This window comes from Streptomyces roseirectus, from assembly GCF_014489635.1.
GTDB classification, from domain to species: Bacteria; Actinomycetota; Actinomycetes; order Streptomycetales; family Streptomycetaceae; genus Streptomyces; species Streptomyces roseirectus.
Map to the genome: position 1 here is coordinate 6,823,357 of NZ_CP060828.1, position 18,217 is coordinate 6,841,573.

At 72.3% G+C, this 18,217-nt stretch carries 15 protein-coding genes and 1 pseudogene; 5 read left to right on the forward strand and 11 right to left on the reverse strand.

Features of this window, described 5'->3' with window-relative positions; all coding sequences use genetic code 11:
- Positions 1-80: 80 nt before the first annotated feature.
- From IAG44_RS29255 to IAG44_RS29270, 4 genes are all read right to left on the reverse strand, one after another.
- A complete protein-coding gene (locus IAG44_RS29255; protein ID WP_187750065.1) occupies positions 81-704 on the reverse strand; it encodes a GntR family transcriptional regulator in 624 nt (207 codons plus the stop codon).
- Between the two features lie 173 nt (positions 705-877).
- Positions 878-2,665 carry a 2-oxoglutarate dehydrogenase, E2 component, dihydrolipoamide succinyltransferase gene (gene sucB, locus IAG44_RS29260; RefSeq protein ID WP_187750066.1) on the reverse strand — a complete coding sequence of 596 codons (1,788 nt, stop codon included), beginning with the start codon at positions 2,663-2,665 and terminating at the stop codon, positions 878-880.
- Between the two features lie 62 nt (positions 2,666-2,727).
- Positions 2,728-4,116, reverse strand: a complete 1,389-nt coding sequence (lpdA, locus tag IAG44_RS29265; protein ID WP_187750067.1) for a dihydrolipoyl dehydrogenase — start codon at positions 4,114-4,116, stop codon at positions 2,728-2,730.
- 528 nt (positions 4,117-4,644) lie between these two features.
- A complete protein-coding gene (locus tag IAG44_RS29270; protein WP_187750068.1) occupies positions 4,645-6,168 on the reverse strand; it encodes a leucyl aminopeptidase in 1,524 nt (507 codons plus the stop codon).
- Between the two features lie 308 nt (positions 6,169-6,476).
- Here IAG44_RS29270 and IAG44_RS29275 point away from each other — a divergent pair, with 308 nt between their 5' ends.
- The gene (locus tag IAG44_RS29275) at positions 6,477-7,295 is read left to right on the forward strand and encodes an endo alpha-1,4 polygalactosaminidase (RefSeq protein WP_246562166.1); all 819 of its coding nucleotides are present in this window, start codon (positions 6,477-6,479) and stop codon (positions 7,293-7,295) included.
- 16 nt (positions 7,296-7,311) lie between these two features.
- Here IAG44_RS29275 and IAG44_RS29280 read toward each other — a convergent pair whose 3' ends face one another.
- A complete protein-coding gene (locus tag IAG44_RS29280) occupies positions 7,312-8,085 on the reverse strand; it encodes an adenosylcobinamide-GDP ribazoletransferase (protein WP_187752901.1) in 774 nt (257 codons plus the stop codon).
- Positions 8,086-8,172: 87 nt separating this feature from the next.
- Between IAG44_RS29280 and IAG44_RS29285 the strand changes: the two genes are divergently transcribed.
- Positions 8,173-8,925 carry a hypothetical protein gene (locus IAG44_RS29285; RefSeq protein ID WP_187750070.1) on the forward strand — a complete coding sequence of 251 codons (753 nt, stop codon included), beginning with the start codon at positions 8,173-8,175 and terminating at the stop codon, positions 8,923-8,925.
- Positions 8,926-9,495: 570 nt separating this feature from the next.
- Here the strand turns inward: IAG44_RS29285 and IAG44_RS29290 are convergent.
- From IAG44_RS29290 to cobT, 3 genes and pseudogenes are all read right to left on the reverse strand, one after another.
- A pseudogene (locus IAG44_RS29290) lies at positions 9,496-10,167 on the reverse strand (hypothetical protein); the annotation flags it as partial.
- Positions 10,164-11,855 (reverse strand): phosphatidylglycerol lysyltransferase domain-containing protein, encoded by a 1,692-nt coding sequence (locus tag IAG44_RS29295; RefSeq protein ID WP_187750071.1) that lies wholly within the window; start codon positions 11,853-11,855, stop codon positions 10,164-10,166. The pseudogene IAG44_RS29290 and the gene IAG44_RS29295, both read right to left, overlap by 4 nt.
- A 69-nt stretch (positions 11,856-11,924) precedes the next feature.
- Positions 11,925-13,031 carry a nicotinate-nucleotide--dimethylbenzimidazole phosphoribosyltransferase gene (gene cobT / locus IAG44_RS29300; protein ID WP_187750072.1) on the reverse strand — a complete coding sequence of 369 codons (1,107 nt, stop codon included), beginning with the start codon at positions 13,029-13,031 and terminating at the stop codon, positions 11,925-11,927.
- 138 nt (positions 13,032-13,169) lie between these two features.
- Here cobT and IAG44_RS29305 point away from each other — a divergent pair, with 138 nt between their 5' ends.
- Complete coding sequence (locus IAG44_RS29305; protein WP_187750073.1) at positions 13,170-14,048, forward strand: class I SAM-dependent methyltransferase; 879 nt, start codon at positions 13,170-13,172, stop codon at positions 14,046-14,048.
- Between the two features lie 33 nt (positions 14,049-14,081).
- Here IAG44_RS29305 and IAG44_RS29310 read toward each other — a convergent pair whose 3' ends face one another.
- A complete protein-coding gene (locus tag IAG44_RS29310; RefSeq protein ID WP_187750074.1) occupies positions 14,082-15,281 on the reverse strand; it encodes a bifunctional adenosylcobinamide kinase/adenosylcobinamide-phosphate guanylyltransferase in 1,200 nt (399 codons plus the stop codon).
- A gap of 221 nt (positions 15,282-15,502) precedes the next feature.
- On the opposite strand from IAG44_RS29310, the gene IAG44_RS29315 reads away from it, so the two are divergent.
- A complete protein-coding gene (locus IAG44_RS29315; RefSeq protein WP_187750075.1) occupies positions 15,503-15,712 on the forward strand; it encodes a hypothetical protein in 210 nt (69 codons plus the stop codon).
- A 55-nt stretch (positions 15,713-15,767) separates the two neighbouring features.
- Here the strand turns inward: IAG44_RS29315 and IAG44_RS29320 are convergent, their stop codons facing one another.
- Entirely contained in the window at positions 15,768-16,469 is a 702-nt protein-coding gene (locus tag IAG44_RS29320; RefSeq protein ID WP_187750076.1) for a class I SAM-dependent methyltransferase, read from the reverse strand.
- An 86-nt stretch (positions 16,470-16,555) separates the two neighbouring features.
- The gene (locus IAG44_RS29325; RefSeq protein ID WP_187750077.1) at positions 16,556-17,185 is read right to left on the reverse strand and encodes a DUF3043 domain-containing protein; all 630 of its coding nucleotides are present in this window, start codon (positions 17,183-17,185) and stop codon (positions 16,556-16,558) included.
- Between the two features lie 215 nt (positions 17,186-17,400).
- Here IAG44_RS29325 and IAG44_RS29330 point away from each other — a divergent pair, with 215 nt between their 5' ends.
- Complete coding sequence (locus tag IAG44_RS29330) at positions 17,401-18,201, forward strand: PspA/IM30 family protein (RefSeq protein ID WP_187750078.1); 801 nt, start codon at positions 17,401-17,403, stop codon at positions 18,199-18,201.
- The last annotated feature ends 16 nt before the right edge of the window (positions 18,202-18,217 follow it).

The window sequence follows — 18,217 nt, forward strand, 5'->3', positions numbered from 1 at the left end:
GGCGCGGGGAACTGCGCGAACGGCCACGACGCACCCGCACTCGCCAGACCCCCGACACCACCCCACCCCTTAGGCACCCCTCACGTGCTCGGCGCACACCCCAGCACATGCGCCTTCACCAGTTCCGCGATCCGAGGATCACGCCTCTTGAAGGCCGCCACCAACTCCTCGTGCTCCTCCGCGTACGACTGCTGAACGGTCCCCAGCCACCGGATGGACAACGCGGTGAACACCTCGATCCCCAGCCCCTCCCACGTGTGCAGCAGCACGGAGTTCCCCGCCGCCCGCACCAGCTCACGGTGGAAGGCGACCGTGTGCCGCACCTGCCCGGTCCCGTCCGCGAGGCGATCCGCCTCGTACAGGGCCGTCACATGCGGCTCCAACGCCGAGCAGTCCACCGCAAGCCGCTCCGCCGCCAACTCCGCCGCGATGGCCTCGAGCCCGGCCCGCACGGGGTAGCTCTCCTCAAGATCCGCCGCCGTCAGATTCCGCACCCGCACGCCCTTGTTCGGCGCGGACTCGATCAGCCGCAGCGACTCCAGCTCACGCAACGCCTCCCGCACCGGCGTCTGGCTGACCTCCAGCTCCGTCGCGATCCGCCGCTCCACGATCCGCTCGCCCGGCTTCCAGCGCCCGCTGACGATCCCCTCCACGATGTGCTCGCGGATCTGTTCGCGCAGCGAGTGGACGACGGGCGCGGTCATGTGTGCTCCTTAAGGCGTTTGACGTTTAGACAATAAGGCCGGGAGCTGTCGTGAGCAGGGCACGTGGACGGCCTTTTACGCAGGTGAGACGAGACTTACATGGCCCTGACGAGAGAACACGACGATGCCCTCGCCGGAAGATTTCCGGCGAGGGCATCGACGCACAGCAGGAGTTACAGCCCGAGCTCGACCTCGAACTCGCCCGCCTCCAGGATCGCCTTGACGGCGGTCAGGTAGCGGGCCGCGTCCGCGCCGTCCACCAGACGGTGGTCGTAGGACAGCGTCAGGTAGGTCATGTCGCGGACGGCGATGACCGTACCCTCCTCCGTCTCCAGCACGGCCGGACGCTTGACGGTGGCACCGATCCCGAGGATCGCGACCTGACCCGGCGGCACGATGATCGTGTCGAAGAGCGCGCCACGCGACCCCGTGTTGGAGATCGTGAACGTCGCCCCGGACAGCTCGTCAGGCGTGATCTTGCTGGCGCGGACCTTGCCGGCGAGGTCGGCCGTGGCCTTGGCGATACCGGCGATGTTGAGCCCGCCGGCGCCCTTGATGACCGGGGTCATCAGGCCCTTCTCGGAGTCCACCGCGATCCCGATGTTCTCGGAGTCGAAGTAGGTGATGGTCCCCTCGGCCTCGTTGATCTTCGCGTTGATGACCGGGTGCGCCTTGAGCGCCTGCGCCGCGGCCTTCACGAAGAACGGCATCGGGGAGAGCTTGACGCCCTCACGCGCCGCGAAGGAGTCCTTCGCCTGCGCGCGCAGCTTCATCAGCTTGGTGATGTCGACCTCGACGACCGAGGACAGCTGCGCCTGCTCGTGCAGCGCCTTGACCATGTTGTCGCCGATGACCTTGCGGATGCGCGGCATCTTGACGGTCTGGCCCCGCAGCGGCGACGCCTCCAGAACGGGGGCCGTCTTCTTCGGCGCGGCGGCAGCGGCCGGGGCGGCGGCGGGCGCCGGAGCGGCGGCGGCCTTCGCGGCCTCGGCGGCGGCGACGACGTCCTGCTTGCGGATCCGGCCACCGACGCCCGTGCCCTTGACCGACGCGAGGTCGACACCGTTCTCGGCGGCGAGCTTGCGGACCAGCGGCGTGACGTACGCACCGTCGTCACCGGCGGTGGCGGCGGGCGCGGGGGTGACCGGCGCGGCGACGGGCGCCGGAGCGGCGGCCGGAGCCGGGGCGGCGGCGACCGGCGCGGGGGCCGGAGCAGCAGCGGGGGCCGGGGCCGGGGCGGGCGCCGGGGCAGCGGCCGGAGCCGGAGCCGGAGCCGGGGCGGCCGGGGCAGGCGCCGGAGCAGCGGCCGGAGCCGGGGCGGCAGCGGCGGGCGCGGCGGCCGGAGCGGCACCGGGCGCACCGATGACGGCCAGCTTGGCACCGACCTCGGCCGTCTCGTCCTCGCCGACGACGATCTCGAGGAGGACACCCGCGACGGGCGCCGGGATCTCGGTGTCGACCTTGTCGGTCGAGACCTCAAGCAGCGGCTCGTCCTCCGCGACCTCCTCGCCGACCGACTTCAGCCAGCGGGTGACGGTGCCCTCGGTGACGGACTCACCGAGCGCGGGCAGGACGACGTCCGTGCCGGACGCGCCACCGGCGGGCGCGGCGGCGGGGGCCTCGGCCACGGGGGCCGGAGCGGCGGGGGCCTCGGCGACGGGCGCCGGGGCAGCGGCAGGGGCCGGCTCAGCCGCCGGCGCCGGAGCGGCAGCGGGCGCGCCGGAGCCGTCGTCGATGATGGCCAGCTCGGCGCCGACCTCGACCGTCTCGTCCTCGGCGACCTTGATGGACGCGAGGATGCCGGACGCGGGCGCGGGGATCTCGGTGTCGACCTTGTCGGTCGAGACCTCGAGCAAGGGCTCGTCGGCCTCGACGCGCTCACCCTCGGCCTTCAGCCAGCGGGTGACGGTGCCCTCGGTGACGCTCTCGCCGAGCGCCGGAAGGGTTACGGAAACCGCCATGGTTTCGGTTGCTCCTTACGAGTTGCGGAAAGTCTGTGTCGTCGCTTCGGTGACCGAGGGGGTCAGTCGTGCGCGTGAAGCGGCTTGCCGGCCAGGGCCAGGTGGGCCTCGCCGAGCGCTTCGTTCTGGGTCGGGTGGGCGTGGATGAGCTGGGCGACCTCGGCCGGCAGCGCCTCCCAGTTGTAGATCAGCTGGGCCTCGCCGACCTGCTCGCCCATGCGGTCGCCGACCATGTGGACGCCGACCACGGCACCGTCCTTGACCTGGACGAGCTTGATCTCGCCCGCGGTCTTCAGGATCTTGCTCTTTCCGTTGCCCGCCAGGCTGTACTTCAGGGCGACGACCTTGTCCGCACCGTAGATCTCCTTGGCCTTGGCCTCGGTGATGCCCACGGAGGCGACCTCGGGGTGGCAGTACGTCACCCGCGGGACACCGTCGTAGTCGATCGGGACGGCCTTGAGGCCGGCCAGCCGCTCCGCCACCAGGATGCCCTCGGCGAAGCCGACGTGCGCGAGCTGGAGCGTCGGGACGAGGTCGCCGACGGCGGAGATGGTCGGAACGTTGGTGCGCATGTACTCGTCGACCAGGACGTAGCCGCGGTCCATCGCGACGCCCTGCTCCTCGTAGCCGAGACCGGCGGAGACGGGCCCGCGGCCCACCGCGACCAGCAGGACCTCGGCCTCGAACTCCTTGCCGTCGGCCAGAGTGACCTTGACGCCGTCGGCGGTGTACTCGGCCTTCGAGAAGAAGGTGCCCAGGTTGAACTTGATGCCGCGCTTGCGGAACGCGCGCTCAAGGAGCTTGGAGGAGTTCTCGTCCTCGACGGGGACGAGGTGCTTCAGGCCCTCGATGACCGTGACGTCGGCGCCGAAGGACTTCCACGCGGAGGCGAACTCGACGCCGATGACGCCGCCGCCCAGGATGATCGCGGACTGCGGGACGCGGTCCAGGACGAGGGCGTGGTCCGAGGAGATGATCCGGTTGCCGTCGATCTCCAGGCCCGGCAGCGACTTCGGCACGGAGCCGGTCGCCAGCAGGACGTGACGGCCCTGGATGCGCTGGCCGTTGACGTCCACCGAGGTCGGCGACGACAGACGCCCCTCACCCTCGATGTACGTCACCTTGCGGGAGGCGACGAGACCCTGGAGGCCCTTGTACAGGCCCGAGATGACGTCGTCCTTGTACTTGTGGACGCCCGCGATGTCGATGCCCTCGAAGGTGGCCTTGACACCGAACTGCTCGCTCTCCCGAGCCTGGTCCGCGACTTCGCCCGCGTGCAGCAGGGCCTTGGTGGGGATGCAACCCCGGTGCAGGCAGGTGCCGCCGACCTTGTCCTTCTCGATCAGGGCGACGTCCAGACCCAGCTGCGCCCCGCGCAGGGCCGCGGCGTAACCACCGCTACCACCGCCGAGGATCACTAGGTCGAAAACGGTGCTGGCGTCGTTCGCCACGTCACGTCCTCCATGCTGTGCGCCGTACGCCGGTCGTCACTGACCGGCAGGCGGCTGGTGTCCGGCCGCTCTTTGCTTCGGCCCTTCGGTGGGGGCCCTGTCCTGCCGAGCCCCATCCTCGCACTTGTCAGACCTGGACGAGACACGGGGCTGGGGTGTGAGACACCACACGGAAGGCTTGATCGAGATGGAGAGAGGGGGGACTTCCTAACAGGAAGAGAGGGGGCCTCTTGACGTACGAGGCGGATATGTCCCTAAGGGGCGCGGGGCTGTGTCCATGTGCGGCTCCGCCGCGCGGGCGCGACCAACCTCGGATGGCGGATCGGTGACGACGGGCAGCAACCACCCTCCAGGGGTGCGGGGCTGTGTCCATATGCGGCTCCGCCGCGCGGGCGTGACCAGCCCCGGACGGCGGATCGGTGACGACGGACAGCAACCCCTCTCCAGGGGCGCGGGGAACTGCGCGATCAGCCCCCGCGCACCTGAAGCCGCCCTACGACGGAAGCACCCCTCTCAGTGGGCGAACATTCAGCCCAGGTCACCCGAGGCGGTCAGCTCGGCGAGACGGACCAGCGTCCGCACCGCAGACCCCGTCCCCCCCTTGGGCGTGTACCCGAACGGCCCACCGTCGTTGAAGGCCGGCCCGGCGATGTCGAGGTGCGCCCAGGTGATGCCCTCGCCGACGAACTCCTGGAGGAAGAGCCCGGCGACGAGCCCGCCACCCATCCGCTCACCCATGTTGGCGATGTCGGCGGTCGGCGAGTCCATCCCCTTGCGCAGGTGCTCCGGCAGCGGCATGGGCCACGCCGGCTCCCCGACCTCCTCGGCGGCGTCGTAGATCGCGGAGCGGAACGCGTCGTCGTTGGCCATGACCCCGAACGTCCGGTTCCCCAGCGCCAGCATCATCGCCCCGGTCAGCGTCGCGACGTCCACGATCGCGTCCGGCTTCTCCAGCGACGCCGCCCACAGCGCGTCCGCGAGGACGAGCCGGCCCTCCGCGTCCGTGTTCAGCACCTCGACGGTCTTCCCGCTGAACATCCGCAGCACGTCACCGGGCCGCACCGCCGTCCCGGACGGCATGTTCTCGGCGAGCGCCAGCCACCCGGTGATGTTCACCTCCAGCTCGAGCCGCGCGGCGGAGACGACCGCGGCGAACACGGCGGCGGCCCCGCTCATGTCGCACTTCATCGTCTCGTTGTGCCCGGCGGGCTTCAGCGAGATACCACCGGAGTCGTACGTGATCCCCTTGCCGACGAACGCGAGGTTCTTGCCCGCCTTCGGGTGGCTGTACGACAGCTTGACCAGCCGGGGCGCCGCCGCGGACCCCCCGCCGACGCCGAGGATCCCGCCGTACCCGCCCTTCGTGAGCGCCTTCTCGTCCAGGACCTCGACCTTGAGGCCGTGCTCCTTGCCCGCGTCGACGACGAGCGCGGCGAACGCGGCCGGGTCGAGGTCGTTCGGCGGCATGTTGATCAGGTCACGCGCCCGGTTCAGCTCCTCGGACACGGCGACGGCACGGGCCAGCGCCGCCTTCTGGACGGCGTCCCGGGGCTTGCCCCCGAGCAGCGCGGCCTCGCCGAGCGGCGCCTTGCCGCCCTTGCCCTTGCCCGCGCCGTTGCCCTTGTACGTGTCGAAGGAGTACGCCCCGAGCAGCACGCCCTCCGCGACCGCCCCGACGTCCCCGGCGTCCCCGAGCGGCAGCGCGAACGCGGCCTTCTTGGTCCCGGCCAGCGCCCGCGCGGCCGACCCCGCGGCCCGGCGCAGCGCCTCCGCGTCGTACGCGGCGTCCTTCGCGGGCTCGGCGCCCAGGCCCACCGCGACGACGAGCGGTGCCTTGAAGCCGGCCGGCGCCGGCAGCTTCGTGATCTCCCCCTCGGCGCCGGACGCGCCAAGGGTCTCCAGGACGGCGGCGAGCTTGCCGTCGTAGGACTGGTCCACGGCTTCCGCGCCCGGCGCGACGACCGGGCCCTTCGCGCCCTTGGCGACACCGATCACGATCGCGTCGGCCCGGAGGCCGGGCGCCGCGGCGGTGCTGAGAGTGAGAGCAGTCACGGTGGTGATTTCTCCGCTTCCGATATGTGTTGCAGTGGCCGAACGGTGTGGGTCGACCGGTCCCGGCGGACGACCTTAGGTCGGACGTGGGGGCACGGCCGTGCCGGGGTCGTCCCGTCGGCGCGGCGAACCGGCGTGACAGATCCCGCCATGAGCCTACGCGGGTGTGTGCGTTCGCTCACGCCTGCGCTGATTCACCTCTCGGTGAAGCCATGGCCATACCTGCCTTCCCCTACGCCATGAGGTGGGTCACAGTCGACGGGAGATCATCCCTGGGGAACCCCGCCGCACAGTCTGGAGCCGGTCCGTTGAGACGCGCCCCCCTCGCCCTCCTCCCGTTGCTGCTGCTCATCGGCTGCACGAGTACATCGACCACATCGACGCCGGACGACAAGCCGACGCCGGCGCCGAACCCCGCCTCTCCCGGCGGGCGTTGGCAGCCCAGGCCCGGTGTCGCCTGGCAGTGGCAGCTCAACGGCAAGCTCGACACGTCCGTCGACGTCCCCGTCTACGACATCGATGGCTTCGACCAGCCCGAGTCCACGGTCGCCGCGCTGCACGCCGCGCACCGCAGGGTCATCTGCTACATATCCACCGGCGCGTACGAGGACTGGCGCCCGGACGCCGCGAAGTTCCCCAAGTCCGTCATCGGCAAAGGCAACGGCTGGGACGGCGAAAGTTGGCTCGACATCCGTCAACTCGACGTCCTCGAACCCCTGATGGCCGCCCGCTTCGACATGTGCGAGGCGAAGGGCTTCGACGCGGTCGAGCCCGACAATATGGACGGCTATCTCAACGACACCGGTTTCCCCCTGAGTTCGGCCGACCAACTCGCCTACAACCGCCTCATCGCCGAACTGGCCCACGACCGCGGCATGTCCGTCGGCCTGAAGAACGACATGGACCAAATCCCCCAGCTCATCGACGACTTCGACTTCGCGGTCAACGAACAGTGCGCCCAGTACAAGGAATGCGACACCCTCACCCCGTTCATCGACGCGGGCAAGGCGGTCTTCCACGTCGAGTACGAACTCTCGGCGTCCGAGTTCTGCGCGGAATCAAGGAAGTTGAAGCTCAGCTCGTTGGAGAAGAAGTACGAACTGGGGGCGTGGCGCAAGAGCTGCTGAGCCGTCGGACGGGGGGTCACCCCACCGCCGTCACCACCAGGCTCACCACCGCCGCCACCTCCGCGACCCCGCCGAACACATCCCCCGTCACTCCGCCGAACCGCTCCCGGCAGCGCCGCAGCAGCAGTTCCGCCGCCCCCACCCCCAGCACGACGGCCGGCACGGCCGTGACCACCCCGGCCCACCAGCCGACCGCCCCCGCGCACAGGGTCACCGCGCCCCCGACCGCCCAGGCCCACCGCCCCGGCACGACCCCCGCGACGGCCGCCCCCAGCCCCTCCGGCCGGGCGGCCGGCACGCCGGCGCGCGCGGTGAACGTGAGCGCGAGCCGCGCCACGACCGCCGACAGCACGACCGCGAAGGCGCCCCGCACCCAGGACTCCCCGTACGTGTCGTACAGCGCGGCCACCTGGGCCAGCAGCACCAGCACCAGCGTCAGCACACCGAACGGCCCGATGTCGGACTGCTTCATGATCCGCAGCGCGTCCTCCGCCGGCTTCCCGCTGCCCAGCCCGTCCGCCGTGTCCGCGAGCCCGTCCAGATGCAGCCCCCGGGTGAGCGCGGCGGGAACGGCGACGGAGGCGACGGCGGCCAGCATCGCCCCCGTCCCCAGCGCGAGCAGCCCCACCCCCAGCGCGGCCGCGCACACCCCCACGACCACCCCCACGACCGGCGCGGCCAGCATCCCGCCCCGCGCGGCCTCCCGGTCCCACCGGTGCACGCGCACGGGGACGACCGTCAGCGTGCCGAAGGCGAAGCGCAGACCGTGCAGGGGGAGACTGGCGGACATCGAGGGCATCGGGGCAGATTATCCGACGGTCGCCAGAGCCTCACCGGTACCGCTGGCCCCCACCACCAACAGGGATAAAGTGCGCACATGGGACATTGGCTGCAACGGAACATCGTGGAACCGGGCAAACTCCCCCTCCTCCTCGCCCTCACCGCCTTCGTCCTGACGTTCCTCCTCACCCGCCTGATCACCCGCCTCATCCGCGCGGGCAAGGGCCCCTTCGGCAACGTCAAGGCGGGCGGCCTGCACATCCACCACGTCGTCCCCGGCGTCGTCCTCACGGTCATCGGCGGCTTCGGCGCGATCGCGACCGGCGCGCACGGCGCCGGCGTCGGCGCGGGCGTCTCCGCCGTCTGCTTCGGCGTCGGCGCGGGCCTGGTGCTGGACGAGTTCGCGCTGATCCTCCACCTGGACGACGTCTACTGGAGCGAGGAGGGCCGCAAGAGCGTCGAGGTGGTCGTCCTCACCGCCGCGCTGGTCGGCCTGGTCCTCCTCGGCTACTCCCCGCTCGGCGTCGACGACCTCTCCCACGACGAGGTCGCGGGCCGGGGCGTCGCCCTGTCGACGATCGTCATCAACTTCCTCCTCTCCCTCGTCTCCCTCGCCAAGGGCAAACCCCGCACCGCCCTCTTCGGCGCCGTCGTCCCCACCGTCGCCCTCATCGGCGCCCTCCGCCTGGCCCGCCCCACCTCCCCCTGGGCCCGCCGCTTCTACACCCACCGCCCCCGCACCCGCGCCCGCGCCCAACGCCGGGCCGAAGCCCACGACCGCCGCTGGTCCCGCCTGCGCCGAACCATGGAAGAACTCCTCGGCGGCAAACCGAACCCTTCGTCACGGTGAGGCCGAGCACCCTGAGGCGAACCGGGGCCCTGTGCTGCCGAGCGGCGTGAGCGGAGACGGGGCGGCCGGGGGTCGGGTTGGCGGAGATTGGGCCGGCGGAGACCGGGTCGGTGGGCACGGTGTCCGGGCGGAGCACGCCGGCTGAAAGCCGAGTCGGCTCTGCCGGGGCCGGCTGAGGCGACGCGCTCGTCCGGCCCGCCGCCGGAACGGCCGAAGGGCGGGCCCCGTCTGACGAGGGGGTCGGGCGGGCTGGTCCGCGTCGGTCGCCCTTCACCGGAGCGGGCACCGGCAGCGTGACCGTTCTCCTCGCACCGCGTCCACGCCCCCGTGGCCTGGCGCCGTTCAGTCGGCCGACGGCCGGTGCGCCCCGCCGTCGGAACGGCCCGGTACCGACCGGAAGCGGTCGTCGAAGTGGCCGGGGACCGGCTCGGGCCGGCTGCCGGCGCGTCCGGCGGGGGAGCCGGTGGTGTCGTCCGGGGCGGCGGCGCCGTCCGGGTCGCGTGACGGACGCCCGTCCCCCGAGCCCCGGCGCCCGGCCCTGTCGTCCCGGCGCCCGGCCCTGTCGTCCCGGCGCCCGGCCCCGTCGTCCCGACGTCGGCCCTCAGCCCGCCGTCTCCGCCACTCCCCGACCCCCGCCACCCCCGCGACGGCGACGATCGCGGCGACGTGCTCCTTGCCCGCCAGGTTCGGCTTGATCGCGACCTCGACCAGCATCGCCAGCACGACCACCGCTCCCGTCGCGTACGCCCGGTACCGCCAGGCGAGGTACACCGCGAGCCCCACGACGGCGGCGGACGGCCCGGTGTCGACGGTGTGCGCGTCCGAGGCGGGGAGCCCGAGGACCGGCACGTCGGGACCCAGGGCGACGCCGACGCGCGCGTACAACGTCCCCGCGAGCGTCGCCGCGTACGCGACCGCGAGGGTCCGCGCCCACCCCAGGCACAACTCCGCGACCCCGAACACCAGCAGAATCTGGGCCAGCGCACCCCAGACCGGCAGATCGAGCGCGGGGACGAAGAGCGACAGCGGCGTCCGGGCGAGCGCGAGCGGCAGCGGATCGGCCGCGCGGACGGCACCGAGATCCTGGACGACCTGATACCCCCAGTCGAGGTTCTGGACGGCCTGAAGCACCGAGGTCGTACAGACGGCCGCGACGGTCATCACCGGCACCGCCCACCCCCGCCGCACAGCGAGCCAGAGCGCTCCCCACTCCCCGCGCACCCACCGACCGACGACGTTCACGACCGCCCCCCGAACGACCACCCCGGTGTCTCCAGGAACCCCTCCGCGCGGGCCGACGCCAAGCCGATCCGGGGCAGGTCCGCGGTCTTCTCGAACAGCAGGAACCGGGGCTCCCAGACGGGCCGGTACTTCGCGTTGGCGCGGTAAAGGGACTCGATCTGCCACCACCGTGAGAAGAAGCTGAGCAGCGACCGCCACAGCCGCAGCACGGGACCGGCCCCGAGCCGGGCCCCGCGTTCGAAGACGGACCGGAACATCGCGAAGTTGAGCGAGACCTGCGTGATCCCGATCTCCCGCCCGCGCCGCAGGAGTTCGATGACCATGAACTCCATGAGCCCGTTGTCGCTGTCGCGGTCCCGCCGCATGAGGTCGAGGGAGAGCCCGGAAGGACCCCAGGGCACGAAGGACAGCAGGGCCCGCGGCACACCGTCCGCGTCGGCGCACTCGACGACCACGCACCGCCCGTCCGCGGGGTCCCCCAGCCGCCCGAGCGCCATGCTGAACCCTCGCTCGGTGGCCCCGTCCCGCCACGCCTCGGCCCGCCTGAGGAGCCCGGCCATCTCGTCGGCGGAGATCTCCCCGTGCCGCCGGACCCGCACGGAGTACCCCGCCCGCCGCACCCGGTTGTACGCCTGCCGGACCGTCCGCATCGCCCTGCCCTCCAGCGTGAACTCGGCCACCTCCACGATCGCCTCGTCGCCGAGTTCCAGCGCGTCGAGCCCGTGCCGCCGGTAGACGGTGCCCGCCTCCTCGCTCGCCCCCATGACCGCCGGAACCCACCCGTGCGCCCGCGCCCGCGCGAGCCACGGCTCGATCGCCCCCGGCCACGCCTCGGGATCCCCGAGCGGATCCCCGGACGCGAGACACACCCCGCCGACGACCCGATAGGCGACGGCCGCTTTCCGCGTCGGCGACCACACCACGCTTTTCTCCCGGCGCAGCGAGAAATACCCGAGGGAATCCCGCTCACCGTGTCGTTCGAGCAGTTCCCGGAGCCTTTCCTCGTCCTCCGGGGACAACGGGTCGACGGTCCGCCGGGAACGGAACGCCGCATACAGCACGGCGAGCACCAGGGCCGTACTCATCCCGTTGACGGCGACGTCCACCCACACCGGCGGCGCGACCCCGGCGGCCCCCGCCCCGGCGCCCTCCTCGGACACGGAGACGAGCCGCAGCGTCCCGTACCACCACCGCTGGAGGAACCCCGACGTCCCCTGGTCGGTGAGGCTCACCAGGGCCCCGGCCAGCAACGACGCCCCCAGCAGCCCGCCCCCGCCGACCAGCGCCGCCAGCCTGGGGTTCGCCCGGTCCCCCTTCGCGTAGAACTCACGCCGCCCCGCGACCAGCGCCCCCACGAAGGCGGCGGTCACCCCGAAAGAGACCCAGTTCTGCGGATACCGCCGGATCTCCGGCAGCAGCAACGCCACCCCGAACAACACGAGAAAAGCCCCGCTGAGCCCGAGATTCAGAATCCACGCGGCTCTTTTCCGCCGTCTCATCATCACGGCGAGAAACGCGGCGAAAACCCCGGACGAGAAACCGGCGGTCAGCAGATAGGGCGTGAAGAAATCCGCCTGATTGTGCCGCCGCACGCCCTGCCCCAGCGAAACCCACACCCCGCTGAGGACATTGACGAACGCGACCACCCGCAGATACCAGACGACGACAGCAACCCGAACGCTTCCCATGCGACGGGATGCTATGTCGCCTTTTGTCCGGATCGGCCGACCGCAACTCCCCGGCCCGCGCCGAGCCCTTTACTCCTCAGCAGCCTCCTCAGCAGCCTCCTCGGCGTCCTTCTCGGCCACCTCCACCTCGGCCTCCTTCTCCGGCAGCTCCGCCGCCAACGCCGCCGCGGCCCGCACCAACGGCAACGCCAGCACGCCCCCGGCACCCTCGCCGACCTGCACGCCCTGCTCAAGCAGCGGCTCCAGAGCCATCCGGTCCAGCGCCTTGACCTGCCCCGGCTCCCCGCTCCGATGCGCCGCGAGCCACCAGTCGGGCGCCCGGAACGCCACCCGCTGCCCCACGAGCGCGCACGCCGCGGCCACCACCCCGTCAAGCACGACCGGCAGCTTCCGCACGGCGCACTGGAGCAGGAACCCGGTCATGGCGGCGAGATCCGCGCCCCCGACCGTCGCCAGCAACTGCAACTGATCGCCCAGCACGGGCCGGGCCCGCCGCAGCGCGTCCCGGATCGCCGCGCACTTGCGCATCCACGCGAGGTCGTCGATGGCGACCCCGCCCCGCCCGGTCACCACCGACGCGTCGGTTCCGCACAGCGCCGCGATCAGCACCCCGGCGGCCGTCGTCCCGCCGACGCTCACATCACCCAGCACCACGAGGTCGGTCCCGGAGTCCGCCTCCTCGTCCGCGACGGCGACCCCCGCCCGGAACGCCGCCTCCGCCTCGTCGAGCGTCAGCGCGTCCTCGATGTCGATCCGCCCGCTGCCGCGCCGCACCCGGTGGCGGACGACGTCGGCGGGGAAGGCGTCCGGCTCGCAGTCGAGGGACATGTCCACGACGCGCACGGGCACCCCGGCGCGCCGGGCGAGGACGGAGACGGGACGGCCGCCCTCCAGCACCGCCCGCACCAGCTCGGCGGCGCTCCCGGCGGGCCGCGCGGAGACACCCAGCTCCGCGACCCCGTGGTCCCCGGCGAAGAGGACGACACGCGGCTTGTCGACCGGCCGTACCGGCACCGAACCCTGCGCCGCCGCCAGCCACTCACCGAGATCGTCGAGGCGCCCCAGCGCGCCGGGCGGCACGACCTGACGCTCCCGACGCGCCTCCGCGTCGCGCCGCACCCCGCCGTCGGGGCGCTCGATCAGATCGGTGAAGTCGTCGAGATTAAGCGAGCTCATTCGCCGAACAGTACCGGCCCCGCTCGAACACTTTCCGCGCCACATCACCAGCTCGCGGGTGCGGCGTCGTTGCGGGCGAGATCGCGATCCCATACGTTCCGTTTCGCGAGGAATGTCACGACTCAACCGGGAGCCCCGATGCAGGACCTCCAGGAACCGCGCCGCACGGACTGCCCCTGGTGCGGATCGCGACACCTCCGCACCCGCCGCCCCGGCACGCCCGCCGTCGACGAGTGCCAGGACTGCGCCCACACCTTCCGAAACCCCGGCCGACCGGCCCCGCACCGACGGGACATCGACGACGGCCTCCTGACCCGCGTCCTCGCCGCCCGCACCACCGGACGCCGCCTCAGAGCCACCGCCCGCGCGATGACCGCCTTCCCCGAACCCGAGAGCTGGCTCGACGTCGGCACCGGCCACGCCCGCTTCCCCGAAGCCGCGAAGGACCTCTTCGCCTACACGTCCTTCGACGGCGTCGACCCCACCCCCCGCGTCGACCGCGCGCGAGCCGAAGGGCGCGTCGAGGAGGCCCACCGCGCCCTCACCCCGGCCCTGGACGCCCGCTACGACGTCGTCAGCGTCCTGCACCACCTCGCCCACGCCCCCGACCCCCGCGCCGAACTCACCGCCGCCCTCAGGGCGTTGCGTCCAGGCGGCCACCTCCTCCTCGAACTCCCCGACCCCGCCTGCGCGTTCGCCCCCCTCCTCGGCAAGTGGTGGCTCCCGTACGGCCGTTCCCACCACCTCCACCTCATCCCCCTGGACAACCTCCGCACCGAACTGGAGGCCCAGGGCTGCGAGATCGTGACGACGGACCGCCGCGCGGCCCACGTCCCGTACGACCTGGCGGCAGCCACGGCCCTCCTCCTGACCCGCCACGTCCCCCCACGCGCCCGCCGCCTCACCACCCCCCTCACAGCCCTCGCGGCGGCCCTGGACCACACCCTGTCCCCCCTCCTGCGCCGCACCCGCTTCTCGAACGCCTACCGGGTCATCGCGAGAAAACGCCCCGCCTGAGCCCCGACCGGCACCCGCCCCGGCGAAGCCCCCTCACCCCCGCAACACCACCGCCTGCCCCGCCACCACCAGCACCACCTGCTCGCACTCCGCGCCCACCGCCGCGTTCAGCCGCCCCAGCTCGTCCCGGTACCGCCGCCCCGACGCCGTCGCGGGCACGATCCCCGACCCCACCTCGTTGGAGACGACGACCACGGTCCGCCGGGTCCCGCGCAGCGCCGCCACGAGGTCCGCGACCCGCTCCCGCAGGGCCTTCTCACCGCCGTCCGCCCACACCGCGTCGTCCCAGGCCCCGACGGAGTCCATCGCGTCGGTGAGCCACAGGGACAGGCAGTCGACGAGGAGCGGGGGCCCGTCCGCCGCAAGGAGCGGAACCAGGTCGCAGGTCTCGGCCGTCCGCCACGACCCCGGCCGCCGCACCCGGTGCGCCGACACTCGCGCCGCCCACTCGGTGTCCCCGCCCCGCGTACCGCCCGTCGCGACGTACAGGACGTCCGGGAACGCCTCCAGCCGCCGCTCCGCCTCCACCGACTTCCCCGACCGCGCCCCGCCGAGCACGAGCGTGCGCCGGGGCACGTCGGGGACGTCCTCGTAGACGCCGACCGTCAGCGTCGTCCCGTCCGCCACGGCCCGCGCGCCCGCCGCCGCGAGCCGGCGCCGCAGCTCGGCCCCCGGCGGCACGTCGTGATCCAGATGGACGGCGACGACATCGGTCGTCGCCCCGACCGCGCCCACCGCCCGCAGCCGCGCGAGCGCGTCCGGCCGCCCGACGACGTCCAGCAGGACCAGGTCGTACCGCTCGCCGCCCTCCCCGAGCCCCGCCGGAGCCGCGCCCGGCGGCAGATACAGCACCCGCTGCCCGTCCGGCCCGCTCACCGCGTACCCCGTGCCCCCCGAGTCCATCGCCACGGCCCGCACCCGATGCCCCGTCAACAACGCCAACTCCCGCCCGTCCGGCACCCGCCCCGGCCGCGGCAGCCCCAACGGCACCTCGACCGCCGGCCCGTCATGCGGATGCGACAACAACACCTGCCGCACCCCCGCGAGCGAATGCCCCGCCCGAGCGGCGGCGAGCGCGGCCCCGGGCGTCAGATCGAGCAACAACGCCCCGTCCACGAGCACAGCGGTGGCAGCCCGCGCCCCGCCCCCGAGGGAGAGCGCACAGACGGCACAGGGGCAATCGGGCCGAGGAAGCCCAGCGGGGCCACCGGTACCGAGGAGAGTCAATTCCACGGGAAGATTTTCACCCGAAGGGGGCGAGGACGCGCGCCATGAAATGCCACTGCCCGCAGGGCAGTGCATTTCAGGGGCGCGGGGCTGTATCTGATGTGCGGCTCCGCCGCGTGGGCGCGACCAACCCCACGGCGGGAAAGTCGAACGACAACCCCCTACGCCCCACACCCCGAACCGCATACTCTGGGCCACCGGACCAAGATCAGACCCAGGAGGCGTACATGGCGGCATGGACGTGGCGGTTCGAGAAGGCCGACGGGACGGAGGTCCAGCCCGCGGTGGAACCGGAGGAGTTCACCACGCAGGGGGATGCCGAATCCTGGATCGGCGAACAGTGGCAGGCACTTGCGGACGGCGGCGCCGACCAGGTCCGCCTGTTCGAGGACACCACGGAGATCTACGGCCCGATGAGCCTGCACCCGGCAGACTGACCGACCCCGGCACGCCGCCCGGTGAAACCCTCACCGGGCGGCACCCCGAAAAACCTCAGCCCCGCACCCCGCACAGGTGCAACAACGCGGCGACCCCCCGATAGGGATCCGTCCGCCCGGCCCGCTCCTCGGCTGCCAGCAACGGCCCAAGATCCTCCGGCACGACCGCGTCATCAGGCGCCGCGTCCGTGAACACCCGCACCCCGTACCAGGCTTGAAGCGGCGCCCCGATCCCCGCGAGCGCGTCGGTCAGCGTGGCCAGCCGGTCCGCACGGACGTCGAGCCCGAGCCGGTTCGTGTAGTCGACCGTGTCGAACGCGGCCTGCGCGGTCGCCCAGTCCCCCGACAACCCGGGCCGCATCGCGAGCGCGTCACCGTTGCGCACGAGCAGCGACACCATCCCGCCGGGCGCCAGCATCCGCCCGAGCCCGGCGAGGAGCGCGTCCGGATCGGGCACGTACATCAGCACACCGTGACAGAGCACGATGTCGAAGCTGCCCGGCAGGAAGTGCACGCCGGTCTCCCGGCCGTCGCCCTCTATGATCCGCACCCGCTCGCGGATCCCCTCGGGCTCGCGCGCCAGCACCTCACGGGCGGTCGCCAGCATCAGCGGGCTCTGTTCGAGACCGGTCACCTCGTGACCGAGCCGGGCCAGCCGCAGCGCCTGCGTGCCCTGGCCCATCCCGACGTCCAGCACCCGCAGCCGCCGTCCGACGGAGTACCGCCCGGCTATCTGCTCGTCGAGCTGGCGTGCCACCAGTTCCTGTCGTACGACATCCCGCAGCCCGCCCAGCCGGTCGAGCCAGGCCTCGGCCGCGTCCCCGGAGAACGACGGCGTCGCGCTCAGAGCTTCGCACCCCGCTTGACCTGCGGCTTCGGCAGGCGGAGCCGACGGACCTGGAGGGAGCGCATGAGCGCGTACGCGACGGCGCCCTTGTGGCGCTCCTCCGGGAAGCGGGCCACGAGCTGCTTGCGCAGCCGGAAGCTGATGAGGATCGAGTCGAGCACGATCAGCACGATCAGGACCAGCCACAGCAGCAGCGACAGCGTCTGGAGCTCGGCGACGCGGACGATGCTCATCACGAGGATGACGACGGCCATCGGCAGGAACGTCTCCGCGACGTTCAGCCGGGAGTCGACGAAGTCACGCGTGAACTTGCGGACCTTGCCCTGGTCGCGGGCGGGCAGGTAGCGCTCGTCGCCCCCGGCCAGCGCTTCGCGCTGCTTGTCCAGCTGGCGCCTGCGCTCCTCGCGCTGGCGCTTGGCCGCCTCCTTCCGCGTCATCGGCGTGTTGGAGACACTGCGGCGCTGGGAGCGGGCCTCACTGCGCTTCGGCGTGGGCCGGCCCTTGGGGGCCTGCGGGTCTCGGGGCTGCGTGGAGTCGGCCGGCGGCGCCTCGGCGGCGGCGGCCTTCTCGTCCTTGGTGGCACGGCTACGGAACACAAAACCCAAGGGTAAGCGGTCCGGGCGCATGGACCCCAGCCGAGCGGGGAACGATCCGGCAACACCACTCGTCCTGTAACCAAGGGGTGCACCTACTCCTTACGCCGGATCGGGGGCGGGCGCAGTCGTCCTTGGGGAGGAGCGCATCCGTCCCGGAACAGTGCGTCAATGGAGACAGGGCCCGTACTGTGGGTTCTGTCGCAGATCGTGAGCTGGAGTCCGTCAGAAGGGGGCGCGCGAAGCCCATGAGCGGTGTCATGAAGCGTATGGGGATGATCTTCCGCGCGAAGGCGAACAAGGCCCTTGACCGGGCCGAGGACCCGCGCGAGACCCTTGATTACTCGTATCAGAAGCAGCTGGAGCTGCTGCAGAAGGTCCGCCGGGGTGTGGCCGACGTCGCCACGTCCCGCAAGCGCCTCGAACTCCAGCTGAACCAGTTGCAGTCCCAGTCGTCCAAGCTGGAGGACCAGGGCCGCAAGGCCCTCGCGCTCGGCCGTGAAGACCTCGCCCGCGAGGCGCTGTCCCGCCGCGCGGCGCTCCAGCAGCAGGTGACCGACCTGGAGACCCAGCACTCCACGCTCCAGGGCGAGGAGGAGAAGCTGACGCTCGCGGCGCAGCGCCTCCAGGCCAAGGTCGACGCGTTCCGCACGAAGAAGGAGACCATCAAGGCGACGTACACCGCCGCCCAGGCCCAGACCCGCATCGGCGAGGCGTTCTCCGGCATCTCCGAGGAGATGGGGGACGTCGGCCTCGCGATCCAGCGTGCCGAGGACAAGACCGCCCAGCTCCAGGCCCGCGCGGGCGCCCTCGACGAACTCCTCGCCTCCGGCGCCCTCGACGACCCCACGGGCCTCGCGAAGGACGACATCCAGAGCGAGCTGGACCGGCTCTCCGGCGGTACGGACGTCGAGCTGGAGCTTCAGCGCATGAAGGCCGAGCTGGCCGGGGGCCCGTCCGCCTCCCAGCAGGCCATCGAAGGCGGCACCGGCCAGCCCCAGCCCCAGCAACAGCAGTCCCAGGACACCCCCCGCTTCGACAAGCAGTAGCGGGCCTCGCCAAGGA

What these genes read in the sequence shown, in the direction of transcription:
- IAG44_RS29255 (WP_187750065.1), bottom strand. Translation starts at nt 704, where the DNA reads ATGACCGCGCCCGTCGTCCACTCGCTGCGCGAACAGATCCGCGAGCAC.
- sucB (WP_187750066.1), bottom strand. Translation starts at nt 2,665, where the DNA reads ATGGCGGTTTCCGTAACCCTTCCGGCGCTCGGCGAGAGCGTCACCGAG.
- IAG44_RS29280 (WP_187752901.1), bottom strand. Translation starts at nt 8,085, where the DNA reads ATGTCCGCCAGTCTCCCCCTGCACGGTCTGCGCTTCGCCTTCGGCACG.
- IAG44_RS29285 (WP_187750070.1), top strand. Translation starts at nt 8,173, where the DNA reads ATGGGACATTGGCTGCAACGGAACATCGTGGAACCGGGCAAACTCCCC.
- IAG44_RS29295 (WP_187750071.1), bottom strand. Translation starts at nt 11,855, where the DNA reads ATGGGAAGCGTTCGGGTTGCTGTCGTCGTCTGGTATCTGCGGGTGGTC.
- cobT (WP_187750072.1), bottom strand. Translation starts at nt 13,031, where the DNA reads ATGAGCTCGCTTAATCTCGACGACTTCACCGATCTGATCGAGCGCCCC.
- IAG44_RS29305 (WP_187750073.1), top strand. Translation starts at nt 13,170, where the DNA reads ATGCAGGACCTCCAGGAACCGCGCCGCACGGACTGCCCCTGGTGCGGA.
- IAG44_RS29315 (WP_187750075.1), top strand. Translation starts at nt 15,503, where the DNA reads ATGGCGGCATGGACGTGGCGGTTCGAGAAGGCCGACGGGACGGAGGTC.
- IAG44_RS29325 (WP_187750077.1), bottom strand. Translation starts at nt 17,185, where the DNA reads ATGCGCCCGGACCGCTTACCCTTGGGTTTTGTGTTCCGTAGCCGTGCC.
- IAG44_RS29330 (WP_187750078.1), top strand. Translation starts at nt 17,401, where the DNA reads ATGAGCGGTGTCATGAAGCGTATGGGGATGATCTTCCGCGCGAAGGCG.